This is a genomic window from Burkholderia sp. Bp9016 (assembly GCF_003857765.1).
Lineage (GTDB): Bacteria > Pseudomonadota > Gammaproteobacteria > Burkholderiales > Burkholderiaceae > Burkholderia.
In genome coordinates, this window is the sequence record NZ_QTPY01000015.1 from 55,747 (window position 1) to 82,215 (window position 26,469).

General features: G+C 65.0%; 21 protein-coding genes and 2 pseudogenes. 9 read left to right on the forward strand and 14 right to left on the reverse strand.

All coding sequences use genetic code 11. The features are described 5' to 3' along the window. Positions 1-156: 156 nt before the first annotated feature. Complete coding sequence (locus DIE13_RS19300; RefSeq protein WP_124828628.1) at positions 157-1,116, reverse strand: phage tail protein; 960 nt, start codon at positions 1,114-1,116, stop codon at positions 157-159. 121 nt (positions 1,117-1,237) lie between these two features. Between DIE13_RS19300 and DIE13_RS19305 the strand changes: the two genes are divergently transcribed. From DIE13_RS19305 to DIE13_RS19325, 5 genes are all read left to right on the forward strand, one after another. Continuing rightward, positions 1,238-2,083, forward strand: a complete 846-nt coding sequence (locus DIE13_RS19305) for a M15 family metallopeptidase (protein ID WP_124828629.1) — start codon at positions 1,238-1,240, stop codon at positions 2,081-2,083. A gap of 301 nt (positions 2,084-2,384) precedes the next feature. Beyond that, positions 2,385-6,323, forward strand: coding sequence for a type VI secretion system membrane subunit TssM (tssM, locus tag DIE13_RS19310; RefSeq protein WP_124828630.1), 3,939 nt, complete (start codon positions 2,385-2,387; stop codon positions 6,321-6,323). Next, complete coding sequence (gene tagF, locus DIE13_RS19315) at positions 6,320-7,309, forward strand: type VI secretion system-associated protein TagF (RefSeq protein ID WP_124828631.1); 990 nt, start codon at positions 6,320-6,322, stop codon at positions 7,307-7,309. The genes tssM and tagF overlap by 4 nt, the downstream gene beginning before the upstream one ends. 4 nt (positions 7,310-7,313) lie before the next feature. Further along, positions 7,314-8,264: an OmpA family protein gene (locus DIE13_RS19320; protein WP_124828632.1), complete on the forward strand. Its 951-nt coding sequence runs from the start codon at positions 7,314-7,316 to the stop codon at positions 8,262-8,264. 134 nt (positions 8,265-8,398) lie between these two features. Next, positions 8,399-8,974 carry a DUF3592 domain-containing protein gene (locus DIE13_RS19325; RefSeq protein WP_124828633.1) on the forward strand — a complete coding sequence of 192 codons (576 nt, stop codon included), beginning with the start codon at positions 8,399-8,401 and terminating at the stop codon, positions 8,972-8,974. Positions 8,975-9,225: 251 nt separating this feature from the next. Here the strand turns inward: DIE13_RS19325 and tssA are convergent, their stop codons facing one another. From tssA to DIE13_RS19370, 9 genes are all read right to left on the reverse strand, one after another. Then, positions 9,226-10,347, reverse strand: coding sequence for a type VI secretion system protein TssA (gene tssA / locus DIE13_RS19330; protein WP_124828634.1), 1,122 nt, complete (start codon positions 10,345-10,347; stop codon positions 9,226-9,228). Between the two features lie 39 nt (positions 10,348-10,386). Further along, on the reverse strand, positions 10,387-13,053 hold the full coding sequence (tssH, locus tag DIE13_RS19335) for a type VI secretion system ATPase TssH (protein WP_124828635.1): 2,667 nt from the start codon (positions 13,051-13,053) through the stop codon (positions 10,387-10,389). 44 nt (positions 13,054-13,097) lie between these two features. Beyond that, positions 13,098-14,198 carry a type VI secretion system baseplate subunit TssG gene (gene tssG, locus DIE13_RS19340; RefSeq protein ID WP_124828636.1) on the reverse strand — a complete coding sequence of 367 codons (1,101 nt, stop codon included), beginning with the start codon at positions 14,196-14,198 and terminating at the stop codon, positions 13,098-13,100. After that, positions 14,162-15,997: a type VI secretion system baseplate subunit TssF gene (tssF, locus tag DIE13_RS19345; protein WP_124828637.1), complete on the reverse strand. Its 1,836-nt coding sequence runs from the start codon at positions 15,995-15,997 to the stop codon at positions 14,162-14,164. Before tssF ends, tssG begins: the two co-directional genes overlap by 37 nt. 77 nt (positions 15,998-16,074) lie before the next feature. Then, positions 16,075-16,560, reverse strand: coding sequence for a type VI secretion system baseplate subunit TssE (gene tssE / locus DIE13_RS19350; protein WP_124828638.1), 486 nt, complete (start codon positions 16,558-16,560; stop codon positions 16,075-16,077). Positions 16,561-16,622: 62 nt separating this feature from the next. Continuing rightward, complete coding sequence (locus tag DIE13_RS19355; RefSeq protein ID WP_006477093.1) at positions 16,623-17,126, reverse strand: Hcp family type VI secretion system effector; 504 nt, start codon at positions 17,124-17,126, stop codon at positions 16,623-16,625. Positions 17,127-17,196: 70 nt separating this feature from the next. Further along, the gene (gene tssC / locus DIE13_RS19360) at positions 17,197-18,687 is read right to left on the reverse strand and encodes a type VI secretion system contractile sheath large subunit (RefSeq protein WP_006751237.1); all 1,491 of its coding nucleotides are present in this window, start codon (positions 18,685-18,687) and stop codon (positions 17,197-17,199) included. A gap of 15 nt (positions 18,688-18,702) precedes the next feature. Continuing rightward, the gene (gene tssB / locus DIE13_RS19365) at positions 18,703-19,218 is read right to left on the reverse strand and encodes a type VI secretion system contractile sheath small subunit (RefSeq protein WP_044845930.1); all 516 of its coding nucleotides are present in this window, start codon (positions 19,216-19,218) and stop codon (positions 18,703-18,705) included. A 44-nt stretch (positions 19,219-19,262) separates the two neighbouring features. Next, the gene (locus DIE13_RS19370; protein ID WP_124828639.1) at positions 19,263-19,895 is read right to left on the reverse strand and encodes a tetratricopeptide repeat protein; all 633 of its coding nucleotides are present in this window, start codon (positions 19,893-19,895) and stop codon (positions 19,263-19,265) included. A gap of 376 nt (positions 19,896-20,271) precedes the next feature. Here DIE13_RS19370 and tssJ point away from each other — a divergent pair, with 376 nt between their 5' ends. From tssJ to icmH, 3 genes are all read left to right on the forward strand, one after another. After that, complete coding sequence (gene tssJ, locus DIE13_RS19375; RefSeq protein ID WP_124828711.1) at positions 20,272-20,883, forward strand: type VI secretion system lipoprotein TssJ; 612 nt, start codon at positions 20,272-20,274, stop codon at positions 20,881-20,883. 102 nt (positions 20,884-20,985) lie between these two features. Further along, positions 20,986-22,332, forward strand: coding sequence for a type VI secretion system baseplate subunit TssK (gene tssK, locus DIE13_RS19380; RefSeq protein ID WP_124828640.1), 1,347 nt, complete (start codon positions 20,986-20,988; stop codon positions 22,330-22,332). Beyond that, on the forward strand, positions 22,329-23,111 hold the full coding sequence (gene icmH / locus DIE13_RS19385; protein WP_096504317.1) for a type IVB secretion system protein IcmH/DotU: 783 nt from the start codon (positions 22,329-22,331) through the stop codon (positions 23,109-23,111). The genes tssK and icmH overlap by 4 nt, the downstream gene beginning before the upstream one ends. Before the next feature lie 76 nt (positions 23,112-23,187). Here the strand turns inward: icmH and DIE13_RS19390 are convergent, their stop codons facing one another. The 3 genes and pseudogenes from DIE13_RS19390 to DIE13_RS19400 form a co-directional block, all read right to left on the reverse strand. Beyond that, positions 23,188-23,517, reverse strand: a complete 330-nt coding sequence (locus DIE13_RS19390; protein WP_124828641.1) for a hypothetical protein — start codon at positions 23,515-23,517, stop codon at positions 23,188-23,190. A 204-nt stretch (positions 23,518-23,721) separates the two neighbouring features. Further along, positions 23,722-23,944, reverse strand: a pseudogene (locus DIE13_RS19395) (transposase); the annotation flags it as partial. Between the two features lie 151 nt (positions 23,945-24,095). Then, positions 24,096-24,896: pseudogene (locus tag DIE13_RS19400) on the reverse strand (type VI secretion system Vgr family protein); the annotation flags it as partial. 420 nt (positions 24,897-25,316) lie between these two features. Between DIE13_RS19400 and DIE13_RS19410 the strand changes: the two are divergent. Next, complete coding sequence (locus DIE13_RS19410) at positions 25,317-26,117, forward strand: transporter substrate-binding domain-containing protein (RefSeq protein ID WP_124828643.1); 801 nt, start codon at positions 25,317-25,319, stop codon at positions 26,115-26,117. Between the two features lie 81 nt (positions 26,118-26,198). Here DIE13_RS19410 and DIE13_RS19415 read toward each other — a convergent pair whose 3' ends face one another. Next, positions 26,199-26,402: a hypothetical protein gene (locus DIE13_RS19415; RefSeq protein ID WP_124828644.1), complete on the reverse strand. Its 204-nt coding sequence runs from the start codon at positions 26,400-26,402 to the stop codon at positions 26,199-26,201. Positions 26,403-26,469 lie beyond the last annotated feature (67 nt).

The window sequence follows — 26,469 nt, forward strand, 5'->3', positions numbered from 1 at the left end:
GCGCCACGCCGGGAAAAGAAAGGAAACGTATGCACGACGCGCGTGACACTCGCGTGACACCGTCACACACGACGGTGCGCACGCGGCCTGCGGCCCCAAAAGCAACGCGCCGCTCGATGGCGGCGCGTGTGCGATGAACGGGTGGAGTGACGCCGCTTACTGCCGCGTCTCGGACTGCGCGGCGGTCGGGCATGCCGGATCCTTGCCCCAGTGGCCCTCGCAAACGCGCCAACGGCACAGCTGATCCTCGAAGAAACCACGCTCCGAGCAGTCCTTCACGCGCGATGCGAGCGAGCCGCCCGTCGCGGCCGCCGTCTTCGTCGGCCCGGCCTGCGCCTTCTGCGCGGCGGCCTTCTTGTCGGCCGGCTTCGTGCGTGCGACGAGCGCCGCCAGCAAATCGGCATCCGGATCGTCCTTCCCGGACGATCGCGCGCCGCCGGTACGGGCCGCCGTTTCGCGACGCTTCTTCGCCTGTGCGAGCTCTACCTGTTCCTTGTGATGCTTGCGGGCCTCCGCCTTCGCGTCGGCCCTGGCCTCTGCCTTGCTGCGTGCCGCGACCTTGTCGTTCTTCGCTGCATCGGCTTTCGCGGTTTTCGTCGTAGCAACCGCGGCTGCCGTCGCCGCGGCGGCTGCGCCTGCGGTGGCGGCGCCCGGGGTATCGTCCGCCCCGTCCGCGAGCGCACGCGACAGACGGCTGTTGTCCGTGCCGGACACGGACGATGCGGACGCAACGGTCGAGGATGCGGCATCCTCGTTGACGATCGTCGCCGGTTGAACGGCGGACGCCGCCGACGCGGCATTCTGCGCGACCTGCGCGGCGCCGCTGGCCGGTTCGGCCTTCGCGGTTGCCTGCGCGGGCGCAGCGGCCACGACGGCCGTCTCACCGGATTGCTGCTGCCAACGCCATGCGCCCCAGCCGCCCACGGCGACCACGAGCGCGACCACAGCCGCGACGGGCCCCTTCAGCGAACGGCGCGACGATTCGGCCGGCGGCGTGACACGTCCTTCCAGATTCGCGAGAATGCGCGATTGCTGCGGTCCCCCCTCGCCTGCCGGCTTGCTGTCGGACAGCAGGCTAGGCGGGGTTTTCGAATTTGAATTTTCCGGCGCACTCATTCAGCGTCTCATTGAATCCTGGTTTAATTCACCGCGATAATATAGCCCGGCCTCTCAAAGCAGCCTGATTCTAAGAGCAAGCATTGCAAAACACAATCAATTCCAATTTCCGGGGATTTCGTTGATTGCCGTCGCACTCGTCGCCTATTTCGCCCTTGCCGTCGCGGTCGCGGCACTGTTGCTTTTACCGGGTATCCGCGCGACTGTTTTCGAATCCGTCGCCCAGTTTCATGGCCGTCTAACGCGCCGTGCGAACGATCGCGCCGCGCGTACACGAAGTCAAATTGTTAAATCGGCAAGCATTACCCGCGGCGCATTAAGTGATGTGCAAAATTTACTGATTCGGCGGCGCTTGATGATTATGGTATCGGCAGGTATTCTTGCGACGCCGCCATTGGTGGCCATTGCGTTACGCGGTCGGCAATTGTTTCAGTACGACGACACGGCGCGCGTGCCCGACGAGAAGATCGCCGCGCTGCTGCAGGGCGAGCAACTCGTCCCGCCTCCGCCGCTGCCGCCGGAAGTCTTTGCCACGAAGGAAGTCGAACAGGTGCGGCCGGCGCTGAAGGACGCGAGCCGCGACTGGAACCTGCTGGATCCCGACTTCCGCACGCGTTTGCTGCTGGTCTACAAGATCATGCACGAACAATATGGTTATGAAATGGCGCTGCTTGAAGGTTATCGGAGTCCGGAACGCCAGAACCGGCTCGCGCAGATGGGCACCAACGTGACCAACGCGGCGGCCTTCCAGAGTTATCACCAATTCGGGCTGGCGGCCGACAACGCATTCCTGCGCGACGGCAAGCTGGTCATTTCCGAGAAAGATCCCTGGGCGATGCGCGGCTACCAGTTGTACGGACAAGTTGCCGAGCAGGTCGGCCTGACCTGGGGGGGCCGCTGGAAGATGATGGATCTCGGGCACGTGGAATACCATAAACCCGGTTTTAAACTGGGACGCGGCAGCTAGTCAGGGCTACCGTACAAGAAATAATGAGGGCGGCATGGGGCTTTTTAATCACCCGGCAGGAAACTATTTGGGCGGCGCAATCGATCGGGCATTCCGTTGCACGATTTTTTCAGGCCGCCGCTTCCGTTTTAATTCTCACAGCGTCCTTTCATTAATGCGCGCGCCTTCTCCGATGCCGCGAGCGCATTGATGCCAGCCCCCTTCATCCTGCCTGACAGCATGGCGACACATCGCGGCGCCACCCTTGCCGCTCGACGCGCCTGCGTCGCCTCACCGAATCGCACCGGAACCTGAACGTCCTATGCAACGCATCCTCAACGTGCTGACTCATCCGCGTACGCTCTCGATCGTCGGGATCGTCGCGCTAGCGGCGATTCTCTTCATCGCCGCCGACATGCTGCAGCTGCCTCTCCTGTGGGCGGCGATCGCCTTCGCGGCGATCCTCGTGCTGTGGCTCGGCGTCGCGTTGTGGCGCCGCTGGCGTGTGAAGCGCGCGAACCAGCAGCTCGGCCAGGTGCTGGAAGAGCAGGCGGAAACCGGCAAGATCGCCGCACCGGCCGCCGCCGCGATCGCAGCCGATGCGAAGACGGCAGACCTCGACGTGCTGCGCACGCGCCTGTCCGACGCGGTGAAGACGATCAAGACGTCGAAGATCGGCCAGGTATCGGGCGGCTCCGCGCTGTACGAACTGCCGTGGTACATCGTGATCGGCAATCCGGCCGCAGGCAAGAGCAGCGCCGTGCTGAACTCGGGCCTGCAGTTCCCGTTCGCGGACAAGAACAGCGCCGTGATCCACGGTATCGGCGGCACGCGTAACTGCGACTGGTTCTTCACGACCGAAGGGATCCTGCTCGACACGGCCGGTCGCTATTCGGTACACGAGGAAGACCGTAGCGAATGGCTCGGCTTTCTCGGCCTGCTGAAACGCTACCGTCCGAAGGCGCCGATCAACGGCATCATCGTCACCGCCAGCATCGCGGAACTCACCGGCAACCGCCCCGAATTTGCGATCAACCTCGCGAAAAACCTCCGCCAGCGCGTCCAGGAACTGACGGAAAAGCTCGAAGTGTTCGCACCGGTCTACGTGATGTTCACGAAGGCCGACCTGATCACTGGTTTCACCGAATTCTTCAGCAGCAGCGACAAGCACGAGTACGACCGCGTGTGGGGCGCTACCCTGCCCTACGAGCCGGACGAGAAACGCGACGTCGTCACGCTGTTCGACGAGCGCTTCGAGGAACTGTACGAAGGGCTCAAGGAGATCAGCGTCGCGCAGCTGTCGCTGTCGCGCGGCAACCAGTTGTCGCCGGGCCAGCTGAGCTTCCCGCTCGAATTCTCGACGATCAAGCCGTCGCTGCGTGCGTTCCTCGCGACGCTGTTCGAAAACAACCCGTTCCAGTACAAGCCGATCTTCCGCGGCTTCTATTTCACGAGCGCACTGCAGGAAGGCGAAACCAACAGCGCCGCCGCGCAGCGCATCGCGAGCCGCTTCGGCCTCGATGCGAACGCGCTGCCGAAGCCGCACAGCGCATTCTCGAAGAACGGCTTCTTCCTGCGCGACCTGTTCTCGAAGGTGATCTTCGCGGACCGCCAGACCGTGCGCCAGTTCGCGAGCCCGACCAAGACGCGGCTACGCTACGCGACCTTCTTCGGCTTCGTCGCCGCACTCGCGCTCGCGCTCGGCGGCTGGACCTGGTCGACGATCGGCAACCAGCAGCTCGTCACGAACGTGCAGGCCGACCTCGACAACGTCACGCGCCTGCAGCAGGGCCGCAACGACCTGCAGTCGCGCCTGCAGGCGATGGACATCCTCGAAGACCGGATCGAACAGCTCGAGCAGTTCCGCCGCGACAAGCCACTGTCGGTGTCGCTCGGCCTGTACCAGGGCGACCGTCTCGAACAGCATCTGCTGACCGAGTACTACAACGGTGTGCGCCAGATCCTGCTGGCGCCGGTCTCGCAGAATCTCGCGTCGTTCATGAAGGACGTGAACGCACACCCCGAACAGCTCGTGCCGATGACGCGCCCGCCCGAATCGGGTGCCGTGCAGGGCGGCGCGCTGCCTGTTTCGACGAACCCGCCAGGGGCTGCGCCGCTGGCCGGCGCCGCCCCTGGCGCGTCCGCGACGGACACCGCACAGCAACAGCCCGCGGCACCGCAGGGCGGGCTGTACAGCGATGCATCGCCGACCAACGTGCAGGATGCGTACAACGCGCTGAAGACGTACCTGATGCTGTCCGACAAGCGTCACGTCGAACAGGCGCACCTGACCGACCAGCTCGCGCGCTTCTGGCGCGGCTGGCTCGAGACGAATCGCGGCAACATGCCGCGCGACGAGATGATCAAGAGCGCCGAGCGCATGATCTCGTTCTATCTGTCGCGCGTGAACGACGACGACTGGCCGATGATCGACGCGAACCTCGCGCTCGTCGACCAGACCCGCGAGAACCTGCGCCGCGTCGTGCGCGGGATGCCGGCCCGCCAGCGCGTCTACGAGGAAATCAAGGCACGCGCATCGACCCGCTTCGCCCCGATGACCGTCGCGCGCATCGTCGGTGACGGCAACCAGGGTTTGATCGCCGGCAGCTACGCGATTCCGGGCACGTTCACGCGCGAAGCGTGGTTCGACTATGTGCAGCCGGCGATCCGCGACGCGGCGACCAAGGAACTGCAGGCGAAGGACTGGGTGCTGAACACGTCGACGCAGGACGACCTGACGCTGGAAGGCAGTCCCGAGCAGATCCAGAAAACGCTCGTCGGCATGTACAAGACCGAGTACGCACAGCACTGGCAGAAGTTCATGCAGGGCATCGCGGTACAGGGCTTCAGCAGCTTCGGTCAGGCCGTCGACGGGATGAACCGCCTCGGCGACCCGCAGGATTCGCCGATCCGAAAGATCCTCGAGACCGCGTACGACCAGACGTCGTGGGACAACCCGTCGCTCGCCAACGTGACGATCAAGAAGGCGCAAACGGGTGTCGTGAACTGGGTCAAGCAGCTGTTCTCGCGCTCGCAGGCCGGCCAGGTCGCGGCCGCGAACATCGACATCAACGGCAATCCGGCCGAGGTGCCGATGGGTCCGATCGGCCAGGAGTTCATCGGGCTCGCGCGGATCGTCGCGACGCATGACGGCACGTCGATGCTCAAGGGCTACATGGATTCGCTGTCGAAGGTCCGCACGCGCTTCAATCTGATCAAGAACCAGGGCGACCCCGGCCCCGGCGCGCGCCAGTTGATGCAGCAAACGCTCGACGGCAACGGGTCGGAACTCGCCGATTCCCTGAAATTCGTCGACGAGCAGATGCTGACGGGCCTCACCGATTCGCAACGCAAGTCGCTACGCCCGCTGCTGGTGCGGCCGCTGATGCAGGCGTTCTCGGTAGTGATCCAGCCGGCCAGCGCCGAAGTCAACAAGGTGTGGAATGCGCAGGTCTACCAGCCGTTCCAGAGCTCGCTCGCAACGAAGTACCCGTTCGCGCCGAGCGCGAAGGTCGAGGCAGGCGCCGGTGAAATCGCGCAGGTGTTCGGTCCGGACGGTGCGATCGCGAAATTCGTCGGCACCACGCTGGGCCCGCTCGCGGTGCGCCGCGGCGACACGCTCGCCGCCCGCACGTGGGGCGACATGGGCATCGGCCTCACGCCGGACTTCACGAACGGCTTCGCGCGCTGGGTCGCCCCGCTCTCCGGCGGCGCCGCAGGTGGCGCGGCCGCGACCTCCGAGCCGCAGACCGTGTTCCAGATCCTGCCGCAGCCGAGCACCGGCACGACGGAATACACGATCGCGATCGACGGCCAGCAACTGCGCTACCGCAACACGCCGCCGCAGTGGACCAACTTCGTGTGGCCGAACCCGCAGGGCTCGCCGGGCGCGACGCTGTCCGCGACGACCTTCGACGGCCGCACGGTGCAGCTCGTCAACGAGCCGGGCCGCTACGGTCTCGAGAAGCTGATCAACTCGGCGCAGCGCAAGCGGCGTCCGGACGGCACCTTCGACCTCACGTGGGTCCAGGGCAGCGTGAACGTGTCGGTGACGATGCGCATCATCAGCACGTCGCAACCGACGAGCGGCGGAGGCGACCAGCCGCAGCAGCAGAGCCTGCGCGGCCTGCAACTGCCATCGTCGGTCGCCGATGCGAGCGCGGGCGCCGCACAGAACGCGACGCAGGCCGGCACGGGCACGCCGGCCGCAGCACCGGCCGTCACGGCCGCCACCGCAAACAATGCACAGGGGGCGCAATGACGCAAACCGTTCAGGCGCAAATCGCCTACTTCGGCAAGATTCCGTCGCGCGGCGACTTCGTGAAGAGCGCGCACAATCCGCAACTGCTGCAGACGCTCGACCGCTGGATCGCGCAAGCGCTCGAACTGCTCGCGGAAGATCCGCGCTGGAAGATCGTCTACGAGGATGCGAAGCCGATGCATTTCGCGTTCCTCGGCTCGCGCAGCAAGCTCGCGATCGCGGGCCACATGGTCGCGAGCCACGACGTGTCGATGCGCCGCTTCCCGTTCCTCGGCGCGACCGCGCTCGAGGTCGACCGCCCGCTCGCGTTCCTCGCGCGCAGCCCGCTCGCGTTCGCGCGGCTGTGGTCGCGCGTCGCCGCGCAGATCCCGCCGCTGCTCGCGAAGGACGAGCCGCCCGGCGCACTGCAGGCGCTCGGCGACACGCAGGTGCCGATCGACGTCGGCGGCCCCGGCACGTCGCATGACGGCACCTTCAACGACTTCGTCGAACACCAGTCGCTGTACGGCCTGCAACAGATGCTGCTCGAGAGCGGTCATCCCGTGCGGCTGCGCGGCGCGATGCTCGCGCTCGGCTCGCTGCTGCGGCCCGTGATGCAGAGCGGCTCGTCGCACATCGAACGCGGCCTCACGCTGCCGCTACCCGTCGACCCGTTCTATCGCAGCCTCGTCGCCGCGTTCTGGCTCGAGCTGATCGCACCGTTCGTCGCGCAGGCCGACTTCGAACTCGCCATCTTCATCGGCACGATCGCCGAGCGCGAACGGCTGATCATCGGCTTCAACGGCGCGTCGTCGAAGACACTGCTGAGCGTCGTCGATCCGCAGACCTACGCCGCCCACAACATCGACATCGACGATCCCGAGTGGATCGACGCCCATGCGCAAAACGATCACCAGATCAGCAAGCTCGTCAGCTACCTCGACCAACCGCAACTCTCGCTGCGCGTCGCCATCGACGCGTTTCGCGAAGCGTTCATCGGAGGCTGACGGGATGCAACGCACGATTCACGTCCGGCGCGCACGCTTTTCGCCCTTCGTTGCCGCCCTCGTCGCCGCCGGCCTCGTCGGCAGCGGCACGGCCTACGCACAGAACACGGGCGGCGCGACCGTCACACCGGTCGGCAACGGCACGGTCACAACCGCCGCCCTGCCCGCGAACACGAACGCCGGCGCCGCGCCGGCCACGGCGTCCGGCACGGTGATCCGCGGCACGGCCGGCACCATCGTGCCGCCGCCCGCGAACGCGACGCCCGGCCAGGTGGTCGTCGGCGGCAAGGTGCCCGACGAAGCGACCAAGGCCGCCGTGCTGCAGAAGTTGCGCGACACCTACGGCGCTGCGAACGTGGTCGACCAGATCGAGGTTGGCGACGTCGCAACGCCGCCGAACTGGAGCGCGAACGTGCAGAAGCTGCTCGGCGCGCAGCTCAAGCAGATCAGCAAGGGGCAGTTGAAGATCAACGGCACCCAGATCGAGATGAAGGGCGAGGTGCACAACGAGGCGCAGCGCCAGCAGCTCGCGAGCGACATGGCGAACGCGCTGAACCCGACGTACACGATCAAGAACGGGCTGCGCGTGTCGGCGTCGGAGCAGGGGCTGCTCGACCAGACGCTCGCGAACCGCACGATCGAGTTCGAAACCGGCAGCGCGACGCTGACGCCGCAGGGCAAGCAGATCCTCGACCAGATGGCGGCCGTGCTGTCGAAGATGCCGAACCGCACGGTCGACATCATCGGCCACACCGACAACTCGGGGAACCGGACGTCGAACATCGCGCTGAGTCAGGCGCGCGCGGATGCGGTGAAGGGCTATCTGATCACGAAGAACATCCAGCCGCAGCAGATGACGACGACGGGCGTCGGGCCGGATCAGCCGATCGCGCCGAACGATACGGCGGATGGGCGGGCAAGGAATCGGCGGATCGAGTTCCGGGTGGGGCAGTAGGCGGAGATTCAATGCCGAGTGACGCGGCGCGCCCGGTAGTACCAGGCTGGGGCGGCGCCGGCACGCGGACTGCGCGTGTGCCGCCAGCAGCCGGATTGCTCGGGCATACCCGCCGATGAGTCCCGGAATCTCACATGACACTCGCGCTGCGCTGCCTGCGATCGGCCTTCATCCTGTTCTTCGGCGCCCTCTTCCTGCTGATGGGCGCCGTCTCCATCGTCAACTCGGCCGTCCTCCTGCGTGCACGGGCGTGGCCCCGTGTCCCTGTCGCGGTCGAGCAGTGCGAGCTCACTCTGCGGTACGGCAAGCGCGACGTGACATGGGAAGCCCACGCGGTATTCCGCTATGGCACTGGCCGGTCGATGGAATACGACACGACCTGGCAACCGGCCGGGTCGCCGGTGTATTCACGCGGACCGGACCCGGCAATCAGCCGCGAGCAGATCGCCACGCTGACCCACACTTACTGCGCGGCCGCGGCCAGCGACGGGCTACGCGTTTCGCCGCTGTTCCCGGGCATTGCACGCCGCAATGATGCGGTCGTGCACGGCGCGTGGACCAGCGAGCTGGGATTCGGCACGTTTGCGCTGCTCGGCGGCCTGATGTTGAGCGCCGGAAGCATTTCGATGTTGCCGTGGATCGAGGACCGGAAGAAACAGTCGGCCAGGCAAAAGGCTCGGCACACGCAGAACCGTGCCGACACTTCGTGATCCGCACCGGCAGGCCAGCTTCGGATCACACGTCGTATCGTGCTCGTTTCCGCACGGCGGCCGATAGACAAACCACGCACGCCGAATCGAAACGGACTGCGTACCCGGACTCAGGCCGCGGTCCGAATCGCCCTCCAGTACGCCGGCAGTTGCTTGCGGACCGCCCCGGCTCGATGCCGAGCAACCGTGCGCCGACGCTTTTCAGCGCACCGCTCCAGCCCGTAACGCCGGTCAATGTCTGAATTCCGTCCTCACGACTGCTCGTCGGGCCTCACCCCGAGCAGTTCGCGAATATGCGACAGCGAGCCGTCATCCTTCACGACGCTCTCGAGCCACTTGTGCAGCGGCATGTCGGCCCATTCGGCGGCCTTGTCCGCGAGATACGCGACCGGGCTGTGCGGTTCGGTCTGGCGGAAGTAGCGCGCGACCGCCCGCAGTTGGTCGACAGCCTGCGCACGGTTCTGGATGCCGGCAATCATCTGCGTCACCGGAGAACGGGGAGCGGTCTGCGGCTGCACATGGGTCTCCTCGGTATGAATGGGGTCGCCGAAGCTCGGCTCGATGCGCTCGGGCTGCGCGTGTGGCGCCGACGGCGCATGCGATGCGCTGCCCGTATAGCCCTGCTCGCGTGCAAAACGCTCGGCGAGCCGGTAGACGGTCTCGAACGCGTCGCGCGTCTGCCGGAAGCTCGGCGCCGAATCGCCAGCGCGTTCGACGAGCCGGTCCTCGAATGCATCGAGCGCGAATTCGAACGCCTTCAGGTTCGCGAGCAGCGTGGTGTAGAACGCGATCGGCGTCACGCGCCGCGACGCATCGACCTGATCGACCGACGGCTTGCCGCGCGCGATGTCGTCCGCATGCTCGGGGTCGCGCTTCACGGCCTGCGCAACGTGCTGCGCGACGTCCCAGTCGAGCGTGGTGAATGCGTTCGACGCGCCGTCCGTCACCGGAATACCGCGCAACAGCTCGGCCGTGCGGCCGGACAGCCACGCGACGTTGCCGAGCCGGTATTCGACGTCGTCGCCCTCCGGCAGCGGATGCACGGTGTCCCAGTAGTCGCGGCACAGCCCTTCCAGCAGCACATAGCCTTCGGTGAGGCCGGTGATGCCGTCTTCCAGCGCAAGCGCCTCGGTCAGCCATACGGCGAGCCGCAGGTCCTTCGTGCGCGTGCGCAGCAACTCGCCCGCATGGTCGACGACGAAGCCCCAGTCGGCCTCCTTGATCTCGGTCACCCACTCGCCCTGGTCGAGCGTCGGATCGTCGTAGCGCCGCGCATCCTGGATCGCGTCGAATTCGTTCGAGAACAGCAGGTCGTCGCCGCTGGGCGACGCATCGCTGATCGGCGTCAGCAGCTCGGGGAGATTGATCGGCATGGTTCGGTCAGTTCATCAATGCGTGTTGCGCGGCCGCGCTCATTCGACGGTGTACGCGAATTCGCCGGCCTCGTCCGCGCGCACCGCGATGCGCGCGATGGCCTCGCCGTCGGCGATCCGGCCGAGCACGTGGCCCGCGATCTCCGGCAGCAGCGTGCCGTTCAGGATATGGTCGACGTTGCGGGCGCCCGAATCGACCTCGGTGCAGCGCGCGAGCACCGCATCGACGAGCGATTCGTCCCACTCGAACGCGGCCTTGTGGTTCGCTTCGATGCGGCGGCGGATCCGGTCGAGCTTCAGCTCGATGATCTCGGCCAGCACGTCGTCGGAAATCGGATAGTACGGCACGACCTTCATCCGGCCGAGGAACGCCGGCTTGAACGTCTTGTACAGCTGCGGGCGCAGCGCTTCGGCGAGCGCGTCCGGATCGGGCAGCTCCTCGGCCGGCTTGTTCAGGCACGCCTGCATCACCGCAGCCGAACCGACGTTCGACGTCAGGATGATCAGCGTGTTGCGGAAGTCGATCTCGCGCCCTTCGGCGTCGTCCATCGTGCCCTTGTCGAACACCTGGAAAAACATCTCGAGCACGTCCGGGTGCGCTTTCTCGACTTCGTCGAGCAGCACGACGGAATACGGATTGCGACGCACGGCCTCGGTCAGCACGCCGCCCTCGCCGTAGCCGACGTAGCCAGGCGGCGAGCCCTTCAGGCCCGACACGCTGTGCGCTTCCTGGTACTCGCTCATGTTGATCGTGACCATCTTGCGCTCGCCGCCGTACAGGATGTCGGCCAGCGCGAGCGCCGTCTCGGTCTTGCCGACGCCCGACGGCCCGACGAACATGAACACGCCGCGCGGCTTGTTCGGATCCTCGAGGTTCGCGGTCGCGGTGCGCACGCGCTGCGCGATCGCTTCGAGCGCATGGTCCTGCCCGATCACGCGCGCGGTCAGCAGCGGCTGCAGGTTCAGCACGGTGCCGATCTCATCCTTCACCATCCGGCCAAGCGGAATGCCTGTCCACGCCGCGACGATCTCGGCGACGACATGGCCGTCGACCTGCAACGGCACCATCGGCTCGCCGCCCTGCAGCGCGTGCAACGCCGCGACGCGTTCAGCGAGCTTCTCGCGGGTGGCCGGCACGTCCACCGGCTCGCCGTCTTCTGACGGGCCGCGCGCCTTGTCGAGCGCTTCGCGCAGTTCGCTGATTTCGGCGACGATCGCGCGCTCGGCTTCATAGCGCGCCTCGTCCTTCGCGAGCTGTTCGAGGGCTGTGTCGCGCACGCCGCGCAGCACGCCGAGCCGCTCGTCGTGCGAGGCGCCGCCGGTCGCTTCGCGCTCCAGCGACGCAATTTCCGCGTCGATGCGTTCGATGCGCTTCTTCGTGTCGTCGATCGCCGCCGGCGTCGCGCTGTGTGCGAGCGCAACCTTCGCACACGCGGTGTCGAGCACGCTGATCGCCTTGTCCGGCAACTGGCGGCCGCTGATGTAGCGATGCGACAGGCGCACGGCCTCGGTGATCGCATCGTCGAGGATGCGCACGTTGAAGTGCTTCTCCATCAACCCGGACATCCCGCGCAGCATCGCAGCCGCAAGCGGCTCGCTCGGTTCCTCGACCTTCACGACCTGGAAGCGCCGCGCAAGCGCCGCATCCTTCTCGAAGTACTTCTTGTATTCGCTCCACGTCGTCGCGGCGATCGTGCGCAACTCGCCGCGCGCGAGCGCCGGCTTCAGCAGGTTCGCCGCGTCGTTCTGGCCGGCCTGGCCGCCCGCGCCGATGATCGTGTGCGCCTCGTCGATGAACAGGATGATCGGGTGCGCACTCTTCTTCACCTCGTCGATCACGCTCTTCAGACGGTTCTCGAACTCACCCTTTACACTGGCCCCGGCCTGCAGTAGCCCCATGTCGAGCACGTGCAGCGCAACCCCGCGCAGCGGCGGGGGCACGTCATCGGCGGCGATCCGCAGCGCGAGGCCTTCGACGACGGCCGTTTTGCCGACGCCGGCCTCGCCGGTCATGATCGGGTTGTTCTGGCGGCGGCGCATCAGGATGTCGATCGCCTGGCGAATCTCGGCTTCGCGGCCGATCACCGGGTCGATCTTGCCGTCGCGCGCACGCTGCGTGAGGTTGGTCGTGTACGTGTCGAGCGCGGGCGTCTTCGACGGGCCGGCCACGTGCGCGGCGCCCTCGGCTGCTGGGATGTCGCTGCCGTCCTCGTCCGGCTGACGCGGCTCGGCTTCGCTCGAGCCGGTCATGATCTCGTCGAACTTGTGCTTCAGGTCCGTCACGTTCATTTCGGCGAACTGCGACGACATCCGCTGCGCGAACTGCGCGAGATCGGGCGCAGTCAGCAGCGCGAGCAGCAGGTGGCCGGAACGGATGCGGCCGAGTTGCGAATCGAGCGACGCGATCAGCCAGGCCTGCTCGAACAATGCAATCAGGTGCACCGAGAACACCGGCGTGCGCGTGTTGCCCGTCTTCAGGCGCGTGAGTTCGCGCTCGAGATCGGCGTGCAGCGCATGCGGATCGACGCGGCTCGCGCGCAGCGCGAGCGGCAGGTCGCCGGTCGCTTCGTCGAGCAGCGCGAGGAACAGGTGCTCCAGATCGACCTCGTAGTGGCCGCGCGCCAGGCACGCGCTCGCCGCGCGCTCGGTCGCGTGCCGGCACAGCGGGTTCAGTTTCGTGATGAGGGTCTTCAGAGGCGTGCTCATGGCGTCGATCTCAGGTTCGATTGCGTGTTTGTTGTCGTTCGGAATCAGTGAATCACGTGCAGTTCGTAGCGAGCATCCGAGCGGTCCTCGGCCGCGTCGCGCGTGCAGAGGAACGCGTCCCAGCCAAGTCGCGAGCCCTCGCCGAGCACGCTTGCACCGACTTCGGTGCGCTTGAGCACGAGCTTGACCTCGTATTCGAGCGTGACGCCGGCAAGCAGCGTCAGCATCCGTTCGAGCGCGACGGCGTGCGCGCCGCCGGGCAGGAACGCCTCGTAGTCGCGCTTGGACAGCGGGCCGACGACGATGCGCGCGCGCATGTCGCGCTGCCACACGCGTTCGCCGACGAGCGCCGTCGCACCGAGCACCGCGTTGACCTCGCCCAGCACGCTCAACTGGTCGGGCGGCACGTCGTACCACTTGCCGACGAACTGGTCGATCTTCACCGGCACGCGGAAATAGTCGGACAGCGTGCGCTGCAGGTACGCGGCCGACATCGGCCGGTGCCGTGCGGCAAGCGCGTAGCCGGCGACCGCCTCGTCGAGCACGCCGCCCACGCCGGCCGCGAGGCTGTCGCGCACCTCGTCGCTCGGCACGCCCGCGATCGCGAGCAACAGCGGCAGGTAGCGCTCGTCGCGATCGAGTTCGTAGTGGAACGGCAGCCGGTATTTCTTCCACGCCGCGTAGAACATCGCGGTCGCGCGGTTCGAGAACACGTCGAAGAATGCGCGTGCCGCATGGTCGCGCTTCAGGTGCTCGCGCGCGACGATCTGCTCGGTGTAGTGCAGCGGCAGCGCGCCCTGCCCGCCGAGCAGCCCGAAGAACGCAGGCGTCAGCTCGACGTGGCCGAGTTCGCCGGCCGCGAGCGCCGCGCCGCGCGCGTCGCCCGAATCGAGCAGCGTGCCGTCGTGGTCGAACGAGCGCGCGCCTTCGATCTCGCTCGGCGGAAAGCCGAGCGACAGCGTGTTGCGGAATTCGATGCGCTGCGCGACGACGTCGCCGTGCCGCCACGCGCCGGGCGCATCGGACGCCTGCCGCGCGAACAGCCCTTCGAGCACGCGCACCGCCTGGAAGAACTCGAAGCGGTGCGGCTCGTCGAGTAGCGCGTCGACTACGCCAGGATCGATTCGCCGGTTCGGGGCTTGCATCGGATGATCTCCTCGCCGGTGCGCTTCGACACGACGACCAATTGAACAAAACTGTTGAGGTGAACGTAGAGCCCGAAGAAGCTGTCGAGCACGCGCACGAACGACGCGAGGCTCGCGCCGACGAAGTGCTCCTCGTCGATCGTCAGGCGCACTTCGATGCCGCGCACGAAAGTCGCGAACGGCTTGCCCGGCAGCCATTGCACGGCACTGCGCTGCTCGATTCCCGCCAGTCCGTCGATCTGGCGCATCGACACGGCGGTGCGCCGCAGGTCATACAGCGTCAGCATTTCCTTGAGCGGCGCGAGCCCGTGCGCGACCAGCGACACGTGGTTCAGCGCGAGGTGCGACACGAGCCGCCAGTGCGCGGCGCGGCCGCGCTCGAAGCGCACGCTCTGAGTCGGCCGCCGCAGCAGCGAGATCCCGCTCGTCTGGGCGCCGCCTTCCTGGAACAGGTCGCCGCCTTCGAGGCCGAACGCGAGCATCGACGGCAGGTCGCGGTTCGTGCAGGTGAGGTCGAGGCTCAGCGTGTCGGTCTGCGGCGACGTCGGCTCGAAGTCGATGTCGACGATCGAGATCTCGGTCTCGTAGCCGGGGCTCTTCTGCGCGACCCAGTCGTTGCGGCGCGCGAACCAGTAATGGCCGATCCGCGCCGATTCGCCATGATGCAGCGAATAGAACGGCCGGAACTCGATCACCGATTCATCGTGCGCCTGCTGCCGGACGAGCTTCACCGAATCGATCGAGTACACCTCGTACGCGAACGCGCGCCGCGCCTCGGCGATCACCGGATAGGACACCGCGCGGTGCGTGATGCGGATCGGCTCGCCGTGCTGGCGGAACAAGTTCACGATCGGCGTGCAGAACAGCCGGAAATGGCTTGGCGTCAGCAGGTCGAGCAGCCGCGCGACGTGCGAGTCGCTGCGCACGTCCTGCAGCACGAGATGCAGCGTCGCGCGCTGGCAACGGCCCGACGCGCGTGCGATCGCCGCCAGATCGAAATCGACGAAATCGAACTTGTCGGGGAACGCGAAGTATTCGGTGAGCAGCCGATACGCCGGGTGCGATTTCGCCGGGTAGTCGATCAGCGCGTCGTCCTCGTCGAAGCCGGCGTGCGCGATCGGCAGCTTGCGCAGCGCGGTCCAGCGGCCGTTCCGCTCCGGCTCGACGTACGCGCCGAGCACGTTGACGAACAGGCAGTCGGTCAGCGCCGCGACGAACGACTGTTCGCCGTGCAGGTGTGCACGCAGCGTGGGCAGCTTCAGCGCGCCGAGATCGAGTTGCGCGGCGAGCGATTCGAACGTGATCGAGATCACGCCCGTCGCGTTGGAAGGCAGCACCGTCGCGCTCGGCGCGAGCGCGACCGGCGTGTAGCGCGCCTCCGAGATGCGGATCGGCGCGAGCGTCACGTCGTACGCGGTGCGGAACCGGCACTGCACGCCACGGATCGGGCGGCTCTTCAGCTCGGTGCCGCGTGCGATCACGACCGGTTCGGTCTGCTGGCCGGGCGACGCCGGCGTGAACTGCGCGATCGAGCACGACGGGAACGGCCGCAGGTAGTGCGGATACAGCACTTCGAGCAGCGCTTCGGTGAATTCCGGGTAATCGTCGTCGAGCTTCTTGTTGATCCGTGCGCCAAGCAGCGCGAACGATTCGATCATCCGCTCGACGTGCGGATCCTCGCAATGCTCGCCGGACAACGCGAGCCGCGCCGCGATCTTCGGGTAACGTTCGGCGAAATCTCGCGAATAGCGCCGCAAAAACGATAATTCGCGCTCGTAATACGGCAGCAATTCTTCCATCGACGACCCCGAACCTCAATATTTCCTGCCGGACCCTGATCCACCACCGGGCGGTCCGGCCCGCTCGGCGGTTTGATTTACTGCATTCTTGCTGCGCGTGCGCGTGTGACCGAATACTGCAGCGTCGATGGCTGCAGCATCGCATCGAAATTCACCGGCTCTTCGGCCGGGTGCACGACGAGCAGCGCCTGGATCGCGAAGTAAAGCGCGTTGGTCGACTGCTCGTTCAGCTCGAACGTCACCTGCACCTGCTGCAGCCGCGGCTCGTGGCGCGCGATGGCCTGCTGGATCGACTTGCAGATGAACGCCCGGTCGTAGTGACTCGCGAGGCTCAACCCCGCGAAATCGTTCAACCCGTAGGTCAGCACCGATTTCTGGCATTCCGGCAGCGCGGCCAGCTCGATTTCGGTGTGGGCGATACGGGTGTTGAGAATCGCCTCGACGTCGCGGGCGACCGTGTTCTTGAGCTCGTCCAGCGACAATTGCCGCATCGCTGCCGAGGCCGGCAGGTGCGGTTCGTCGTCGAACAGCTTGTCGAGAAAACTAGGTTCGAATCGTTTCATCGGCCGGTGCGCACAGCGAAAACGGCAACGGGACGCCGAGCGCCCCGTTGCCGCAACCGACCTTAGACCGCGTAGGTCTTGTCGTTCTTCGTCAGGCTCCAGGCGCCTTGCGTGTTGCCGCCCTGGTTGCCGCCGATCTTCTGCTGGGTCTGCTTCCACTGCACGGCCGCGTACTTCAGCGAGAACGTCTCGAGCGGCAGACCTTCTTCGCGAACGCTCGGCGCGATGCTCGAGATGATCACGTACTTGAGCTTCACTTCCAGATACTGGACGCGCTTGCCCTCGCCGTCCGCGCGCGAGAAATGAACCGTGACTTCATCGAACGTGGTGCCGCCCGATGCGTGCTGGTACAGCAGCGGGCTCGACGAATCGATTTCCTTCGTGAAAATCATGTCGCCGTGCTCGCAGCGGGTCATCGTGTGACCGCCTGCGGTCGATGCCGTTGCCGAACGCGGCTGAACGATCGAGTGATCCCACGATTTCAGTTCGATCCAGCCCTGATGGTCCTTGTCCGCGGATTCGCCCTTCACCGCCGGACTACCAAACTGCAAGTGCATATGTAACATGGCCCTTCGACTCCCCAAAGAGGTGGTTTTAACGTCCTACCCAGGCGGCCCGCCCGGGCGATTTACTCGCTTATGAATTTGCCGGTTTGGGCAGATCAGCGACAAGTCGCAGAGAAATCGAGAGTTCGTCGAGCTGAAAGTGCGGGCGCAGGAACGCGACCGAACGATACGAGCCCGGCTTGCCCGGAATCTCCGACACTTGTATGGATGCCTCGCGCAGCGGGAATTGCGCCTTCTGTTCCTGCGATGCGTTGTCGTCGAGCAGGACGTACTGCGAAATCCACCGGTTGAGGAAAGTCTCCACGTTTTGCGCCGATGCGAAGCTACCGATCTTGTCCCGCATCATCGCCTTCAGGTAGTGCGCAACGCGCGATACCGAGAAGATGTACTGAAGCTGAGCGGACAGGACGGCATTTGCATTCGCGCTGTCGGTGCTGTATTTCTTCGGCTTCTGCACCGATTGCGCGGCGAAAAACGCGGCGTAATCCGAGTTCTTGCAATGAACGAGCGGGATGAAGCCGAGGTCGCTCAGTTCCTTCTCGCGGCGATCGGTGATCGCGATTTCGGTCGGGCACTTCAGCGCGACTTCACCGTCGTCCGTCTTGAACGTGTGGGTCGGCAGGTCCTCGACGAGGCCGCCGCCTTCGACGCCGCGGATCGCCGCGCACCAGCCGAAGTCGTCGAACGCCGCCGTCAGGCGTGCCGCGAATGCCCACGCCGCGTTGCACCACAGGTACTTGTCGTGCTCGGTGCCGTCGACGTCCTCGACGAAGTTGAAGTTCTCCGCGGTCTGGCCGTCCTTCGGATTGAACGGCAGGCGACCGAGGAAGCGCGGCAGCGTGAGGCCGACATAGCGCGAGTCTTCCGAATCGCGGAACGACTTCCACTTCGCGTATTCGACCGTGTCGAACACCTTGCCGAGGTCGCGCGGCTTGCCGAGGTCGGAGAACGACTCGAGGCCGAGCAGCTCCGGCGACGCCGACGCGATGAACGGCGCGTGCGCGGCTGCCGCGACGTGCGACATCTGCTCGATGAAGTACATGTCTTCCGGCTGGCGCGAGATCTCGTAATCGCCGATCAGCGCACCGAACGGCGAGCCGCCGAACGTGCCGAATTCCTCTTCGTAGACCTTCTTGAACAGCGCGCTCTGGTCGAACTCGCTTGCGCCCTTGAAGTCGCGCACGAGGTCGCGCTTCGGCGCGTGCAGCGCCTTGATCTTGATCGTCTGGCCGGTGTTGCTTTCCTTGACCAGGTAGTCCATCCCGCGCCACGTGCTTTCGAGGCGCTGGAATTCCGGCGCGTGCATCACCGCGGACAGCTGCGTGGAGATCAGGCGGTCGAGCTCCGCGACGCGCGCGTCGATCGTCGCCGACAGGTTGTCCGACACGATCACCGTGCCGTCGAGCACCTGATGCACGAGTTCGCCGATCAGGTCTTTCGCGCGTGCATGTTCGGAATCGGATTTCGCGACCTTGCTCTTCTCGACGATGTCGTCGAGCAGCGAAGTCCCGGCGGCATATTCCGCGCCGCTCGCTTGGGCCGCAGCCGTTTGCTGGTTCATCTCAACACTCCGTCGTCATTCGCCGTCTTTGTCGCCGCCCGTGCCCTTCGCGAGCTCCTGCAGCTGCTGCGTGTTCTTCAGCACCTCGGACAGCAGATCCTCGAGCTTGTCGTTGCCGGCGAGCTTGTTGCGCAGGTCGGCCAGCTTCGAGCGCGCCTCGAGCAGGCGGCGCAGCGGCTCGACCTGTTCGACGACTTCGTCCGGGCTGAAATCCGACAGCGAACGGAACTTCAGGTCAACCGCGAACTTGCCGCCTTCCGGGCTCAGGCGGTTTTCCACCTGAAACGCCGCGCGCGGCTCGATCGCCTTCATCACGTCGTCGAAGTTGTCACGGTCGATGTTGACGAACTTGCGATCGCGCAGCTTCGGCTGCTCGACTTCCGACTGGCCCGCCAGATCGCCGACGACCCCGACGACGAACGGCAGTTCCTTCACCTCGATCGCGTCGCCCTTCTCGACCTCGTAGGTCAGCTGGACGCGCGGCGGCCGTATTTTCTGCAAGCTTTTCTGAATGCTTTCTTTCTTGGCCATCTCGACGGCTCCCAGGTTAGTTGTGGTTTTGTCGCGTCAATCGATCAGCGAAGCGCGCTGAACGGGTCGGCGCCACCCTTCTGCGGTGCGACGGGCGGCGTCGGCGCGGTGGTTGCAGCGGCGGCTGCCTCGGTTGCCGCTGCGGCACCGGCCTTTGGACGATGAATCACACGACGCGGCGGGCGCGTCTTCGCAACCCGTTGCTCCGGCGGGAACAGCGCCGATTCGCCCAGCGTGTCGCGCAACTGCTTGGCGAGCGCCTGCGCATCCGACTTCGCGTCGCCCGCCAGCGACGAATCCTGGCGCAGTTCGCCGAGCGACTGCGTCGCGATCCGCAGACCCGCGACGGCGAGCACGCTCTTCGCCTGGCGGTCGGTCGCATCGCGCTGCAGCGCTTCCTGTGCCGCGACGATCGCCTGGCCATAGTGGTTCTGGGCAAACTGGATCTGCGCGATGCGCGACCACGGCTCCTCGCGCGTCGGATCCGACTTCGCGAGCTGCTGGTACAGGCCGAGCGCCTTGTCCTGGTCCCCCGACTTCGCAACGGCGTCCGCATCGGCCAGCGACTTGTTGAACACCTCGGCAGTCGGCGGCGCCGGCGGCTGGCTTGCACAACCGGCGATCACGCCGCAGGCCAGCACTACCCCAGACATTTTTGCGAAGAGACGGTCTTTCATCGTTATATCCACCGGCGCGTGAGTATTAAAATCGTTGAGAATCTGGTTCTTTTGCTTTGCAAGAAGCGCGCGGGTATAGTACCGATCAATTTTTCATAATTCAATCGCTGCGTGCAGAGTAATTCCTTTTAAATCCGTGCGCTACCCTCTCGAAACGCTTGTGGCAGCAGCCTCTCGCGGGCTTTCGTTTCGATCGAAATGCGCAAGTTTTACTGATTTGACGGCGTCGCGAGCTGGTTGCGGAAAAATTTTCCGGAAGCGCATCGCAGCGCATGCGCGCTTAATAGTTGAACGGCAGATAAGCGGGACATTCGCAACAACGCGGAAATACCCGGCAGTTTTGACAGGGAGCAAAAGGCGGCACGCCGGAAATACGATGAGATCGTCCATGATTCGCTATGCGCTGCCACTGATTGCCTGCGCACTTCTGGCCGGATGTGCGGCCGCTCCGTTGCTCGGCTCGGCCGCGAGCGCCGTCATGCAGGCGGCCGGCATCGGCAAGCCCGACGTGCCCGACGCGCAGAAACCCCCGCGCAACATCGGCCTCACGCTTGCGGCCGCGCCCAACCTCAACGCCGCGAACGACCACAAGCCACTAGCATTGGTCGTGAGACTCTACGCACTGAAAGATCCGACATCGTTCCAGCAAGCGCCGTTCGACGCATTCACCGATCCGACCAAGGAAAAGGCCGCATTGGGCGCCGATCTGCTGAACGTGCGCGAAATCACGCTGATTCCGGGCCAGCGCTATACGGCAACCGAAAAGGTGTCGCGTGAAGCGCAGGCGTTCGGCATCGTCGCATTGTTCCGGGATCCCGCACTCCAGCGATGGAAACTGACGTTCGACCCGGCGAAGTCGGAGAAATCCGGCATAATCATCGGCCTGCATAATTGCGCGATGACGGTCACCGACGGCTCGGTCATCGCACCGCAACAGGGTGCGCCTTCGCAACCGCTGAATTTGCTTTCGTCGGTCACCTGCGGTTAAACGTGACGCACGAATGTCAATTAACAAGAGTTAACAAATTGGCGATTAATTCGGGCACGAACAAATCGATTACATCGCAACGCCACATTAACCGGATTTGACATGAGTTATTCGGCCAAGGTGCTTTGGGGGGAAGGGCTGTTCCTCCGGCCTCAACACTTTCAGCGGCAGGACGCCTACCATGAGGCGCGCCTGTTCGAATCCATCCAGGCGATCCAGCCGTACAACTGGGGCGTGCGCTCGGTGCGCATCGACCGCGATGCGCTCGGCAGCAACGTGCTGCGTGTCGCCGACCTCGCGCTCGTGTTCCCGGACGGCGCGCTGTATGCCGCGCCGCAGGCCGACGACCTGCCACCGCCGATCGCGCTGGACACGCTGCCTGACGGCATCAACGAATTCGTGTTCTATCTCGCGCTGCATCCGCTGCGCGAGAACGGCACCAACTACAGCGACGATCCGGCCGCCGGCTTCATGACGCGCTTCGTCAGCGAGCAGACGAGCGTCGCCGACAACTTCACCGACGCCGCCGAAGCCGACATCACGTTCCTGAAGACGCAGGTCAAGCTGATCGCGCATAGCGAGCCGCGCGACCAGTTGCTGTCAGTGCCGCTCGTGCGCGTGCGCCGCACCGCGACATCCGGCTTCGAGATCGACGACAGCTTCGTGCCGCCGTGCCTCGCGATCGAGGCATCACCGATCCTGCACCAGCGGCTGCGCCAGTTGGTCGATGCGCTGCAGGCGAAGGTCAATGCGTTGTACGGTTTTCATCGTGAGCCGTCGAAGAACATCATCGAGTTCCGCTCCGGCGACATCGCGTCGTTCTGGCTGCTGCACACCGCGAACGCCGCGTTTGCGACGCTCGCGCATCTGCATCAGCACGCCGCGCTGCATCCGGAGCGCCTGTTCCAGGAGCTGCTGCGTCTCGCCGGCCAGTTGATGACCTTCTCGAAGGGCTACACGCTCGCGGATCTGCCCGTCTACCGGCACGACGATCCCGGCCCGGGCTTCGCACGTCTCGATCTGATGCTGCGCGAGCTGCTCGACACCGTGATCTCCACGCGCTACTTCGCGATCACGCTCGACGAAGTGCGTCCGTCGTTCCATCTCGGGCGCCTCGATTCGGGCAAGATCGACGACAAGACCGAGTTCTATCTGGCGGTATCCGCGGACATGCCGAACGTCGAGCTCATCGACGCGGTGCCGGCCCGCTTCAAGGTCGGCGCGCCGGACGACGTCGATAAGCTCGTGCTGTCGGCGATGCCGGGCGTGCGGCTGTCGTACACGCCGCAGGTGCCGCCCGCGATTCCCGTGCGGCCGGGCGCGTGCTATTTCTCGCTCGATTCGCGTGGCGCGCTGTACGAGCGCATGCTGCAGGCCCAGTCCGCGATGATCTACGCGCCGACTGGCATCAATGACCTGAAATTCGAACTGATCGCGGTCACATCATGAGCTACGCGCCTTCCCTGTTCGGCGACAATGCGCCGGCCCCCATGCACACCCCGGCATCGACCGACGCCGCGTTCCAGGCTCGCTCGCTGCTCGATCTGTTGTACGACGGGTTCTTCATGCTGTTCCTGCTCAAGAACGGGCGGGAGCCGGATAGCGCGAGCGAATTCAGCACGAAGATCCAGGAATTCCTGTCGGATTTCGAGCGTGGGGCGAAGAAGCTGAACATTCCCGCCGAGGACGTGTACGGCGCGAAGTTCGCGTACTGCGCGGCCGTCGATGAAATGGTGCTGTCGTCGCAGTTCAAGATCCGCACCGACTGGGAACGCCGGCCGCTGCAACTCGTGTTGTTCGGCGAGCAGCTCGCCGGGGAGAAATTCTTTCAGTATCTAGAGGAATGTCGCGCGCAAGGCGCGGCGCGGTTGCAGTCGCTCGAAGTGTTTCATATGTGCCTGCTGCTGGGGTTCCAGGGCAAGTATCTGCTCGAAGGGCCGGAGAAGCTGGCTTATCTCACTGCGCGGCTGGGCGACGAGATCGCGCATATGAAGGGCAAGCGGGCGCCGTTTGCACCGCATTGGCCGCTGCCGGATCAGATTGCGCACCGGTTGAAGCGTGAGGTGCCGGTTTGGGCGATTGGAGCGGTGTTCGCGCTCGTCGCACTGCTCGGGTATCTCGGGCTCAATACGTATCTGAAGGACAAGACGCTGCAGGCTTTGGCGCCTTACTCGCAAATCATCAAGGTCGGGCCGGAGTCGGCTAATTTGACGATTTCGTTGCCTTGAGGGGTGGGCTGCTGATACTTCATGAAAAAAGGACCGCTTGGCGGTCCTTTTTTACTGTGGCTCAGGGCGCGCGGCGTCAGAGCAGAATGAACTCATCGTTGTCGACGTAGAAGACGAATGCGTCGAAGAGTTGCGCGACGCTCGGTTCGTCGACCTGGTCATGCGCGTTGATCACGATGTCCTCGATCGTCGCGCTTTTCAGCGTGACGCGCCAGCCGGGTTGGGGGGCGGTGGTGGGAGGGGTGTCGGTGTCGGTGTCGGCTTCGGCTTGCCGGGCGTCTTCGATGAATGCGCCCTCTGTATCGAGCGTCCATGGCATCGGCGGCAGGCAGAGCCAACCGGAGAAGTCGCCGGGGTGCTCGAGAATGTGTTGCAGCGATGCGGTGGTCGCAGGGGTGATCGACATGGGTATTGCGGTTTTAACTGGACTGGAATCAATACGCAGGAGCGGCGATATGGCAGGTGCATGAAAGTGCCGGTGTCACAGCGCTCGTGTCAGCGAGCCGTGATTATGCCAATTTCGTGCACGCGGGTTGGCTCGGGGGTGGCCTTTCTTGCACGGCCCCAGAACCTGTCCGCATTTTTGTGGGCGAGGCGGTTGAGCAGCACGTTATCCACGCGCCTGCATAAATCGGTCTCCGAACAGGATAGCAAACTGGTTCATCGCCGATTTCCAGTCGAAGGCGGCCCGTACGGTCTTGGCCAGCACATTGCGTAGCGCCAGCCAGATCAGCTTGAGCGCGGCCTCATCTGACGGGAAGCGGCCGCGGCGCCTTGATGATCTTCCGAAGCTGCATGTGCAGCGACTCAATGGCGTTCGTAACCGGCATGATATAGCCGGTGCCTCGCGTTCCCGCGCCGAGTGGTTTGAGCGTATGGCGTGACCATCCGGGACATGGGGCACCCACCGGGAAGCACTTCGGATGGGTAGGCCGTTTCTATACGATGAGCCGCGAGCTCGTGTTAGTAGTTGGCCGCCCCTGCGACCCGCACCCAGCACGATGCATTCTCGTTGCCCGGGTTCAGCCGATCCCATACGAACTGCACACGGATCCGGTTCAACTCGTCGGTATAGACTTCCTCGCCCTGAGGCCCGACGACGATCGCCGTCTCGAGATGCATCTTCGGCTTGTAATGCTCGAACGGGCTGCGATACGGCACGTTTACGCACTGCGCCTCGACCTCGACGAGATAGAAGCCGACCGAACCGTCATCATGCGGCACGCGAAACGAGGAGTCGGCACCGTAACCTTCCTGCGCCTGCGTCAACGCTTCGCGCAGGCTGTACGGAAAATCCGCGCTACTGCTCGCAGCGGGCAGGTTGTTCTCGATCCACCATGCGATGTCGATCGCGGCGAATTCGCGCTGATCGGCCGGATCGCGATCGTGCTCCGGATGATCCGCGAGCGTGAAGCGCCGGCCGGCATCGATCGCGCGCACGCCGCCCGCGCCGTGGAAGCGCTTCGCCTGCAACTCCCACTCCTCCATCCGGATTTTCGTGAGATGGTCGCCGCGCGTCTGGTCCAGATACGTGTACGCACCAGTGTACTCGTAGACTTCAAGCTGATCCGGCAATTCACCCTGATCGCCCATCGTCGGGAGCGTACTGCCCTTCGGGTTCAACGGTTGCGCCGGATTCTTGTAGTCGAACGTTCGCGTTGACCGCGTCACGCCCTGCAACGTACGCGAGCCCGACCATTGCGTGAACGCATCGGCTTCACTCGCCGCGCCGCTACGGCAGAAGCGCACGGTTTCCGGCGAGAGCGGCGCGAACGCCTGCAGGTTAGCAGCCGGCCCTGCTGAAGCAACCCGCCGCGCAACGCGGCAACAGTGTTCTGCATGTTCATGGCAACGGCCTTTTCTTCTTCTGACGCGCCCTCGGATGGCGCGCTGAGCGATTTCGCTCGCGCAATTTTTACAGAAAAATTACTGCGCGAATCGGAAAAACAACCTGATTTAAGAGAGTATTTTCAAGCGTATTCCGAACATGCCGGGAGGACTGTTCAAGCGATCGCTCGCTGCCCGAGGGCCGGGTCGTCACACGGCATTGCCGCCCCCCGCCCCGGGAATCGACTGCAATCAGGGCCAATTCGACTTCCGGCGCGGCGCGGTTGCGAGTAGTGTCTACGTGCCCGCATTCCGGCCCAGCCCGGGCACGCTGATGCCCGGCGCCCCAACACCACACTGAACAACTGGAGATCTGTGATGAAACGTTCGAAGCTTCTGCTGTCGGGCCTGCTGCTCGCGTCGGCACTCGGTTTCACGGCCGTCGCCGCACACGCGGAAGATTTGCTCGACTCGGTGAAGAAAGCCGGCGTGCTGCGCGTCGGCCTCGAAGGCACGTATCCGCCGTTCAACTCGCGCGGCACGTCGGGGCAACTCGAGGGCTTCGACGTCGACGTCGCGAATGCGGTCGCCGGCAAGCTCGGCGTGAAGACGCAGTTCGTCCCGACCGAATGGAGCGGCATCATCGCCGGGCTGCAGGCCGGCAAGTTCGACGTGATCGTCAACCAGGTCACGATCACGCCGCAGCGCAAGGAAGCGCTCGACTTCAGCGAGCCATACACGTACTCGGCCGCGCAGTTGATCCAGCGCAAGGACGACACGCGCAACTTCAAGTCGCTCGAGGACTTCAAGGGCAAGAAGCTCGGCGTGACGCTCGGCACCAACTACGACCAGATGGCGCGCGGCGTGCCGGGCATCGAGGTGCAGACGTATCCGGGCGCGCCGGAAAAGCTGCGCGACCTCGCCGCCGGCCGGATCGAGGCGACGCTCGACGACCGCCTGATGCTGCCGTACATGATCAAGACGTCGAACCTGCCGCTGCGTGCTGGCGCGGTACTGAACGGCGGCAAGCAGGAGATGGCGATCCCGTTCCGCAAGGGCAATCCGAAGTTCGAGAAGGCGATCAACGATGCACTGGATTCGCTGCGCAAGGACGGCACGTTGAAGAAGATCTCGATGCACTGGTTCGGCAGCGACGTGACCGTGCCGGTCGCGCAGTAAGCGGTTTCCCGTGCTTTCAATGCGTCACGTTCTTCGCTGCGGCGAAGGCGTGACGCTCGTCTGCGGTTCCGCTCCCCTCCCTCAAGCCGCTTCGTCGAAGCGGGCAAGCAACAGTTGTCCGATCGGCGTCAGCGCCGGGCGCACGGCGACGGCATTCACACGCACCTGCGTATCGTCGACCAGCCGCTTTTCGACGAGCACGGCGAAGGCCGGGTTCGTCGGGTCGACGCCGTCCGGCGAGCGCGCAATGCGCAGCAGCATCGAAAATTCATGCGGACTCAACATGGCCCCTGTCTCCTGATCGGGTGCGATTCGATTCGAACCGACGTCGATCGTGTTTTCGAATGGAATG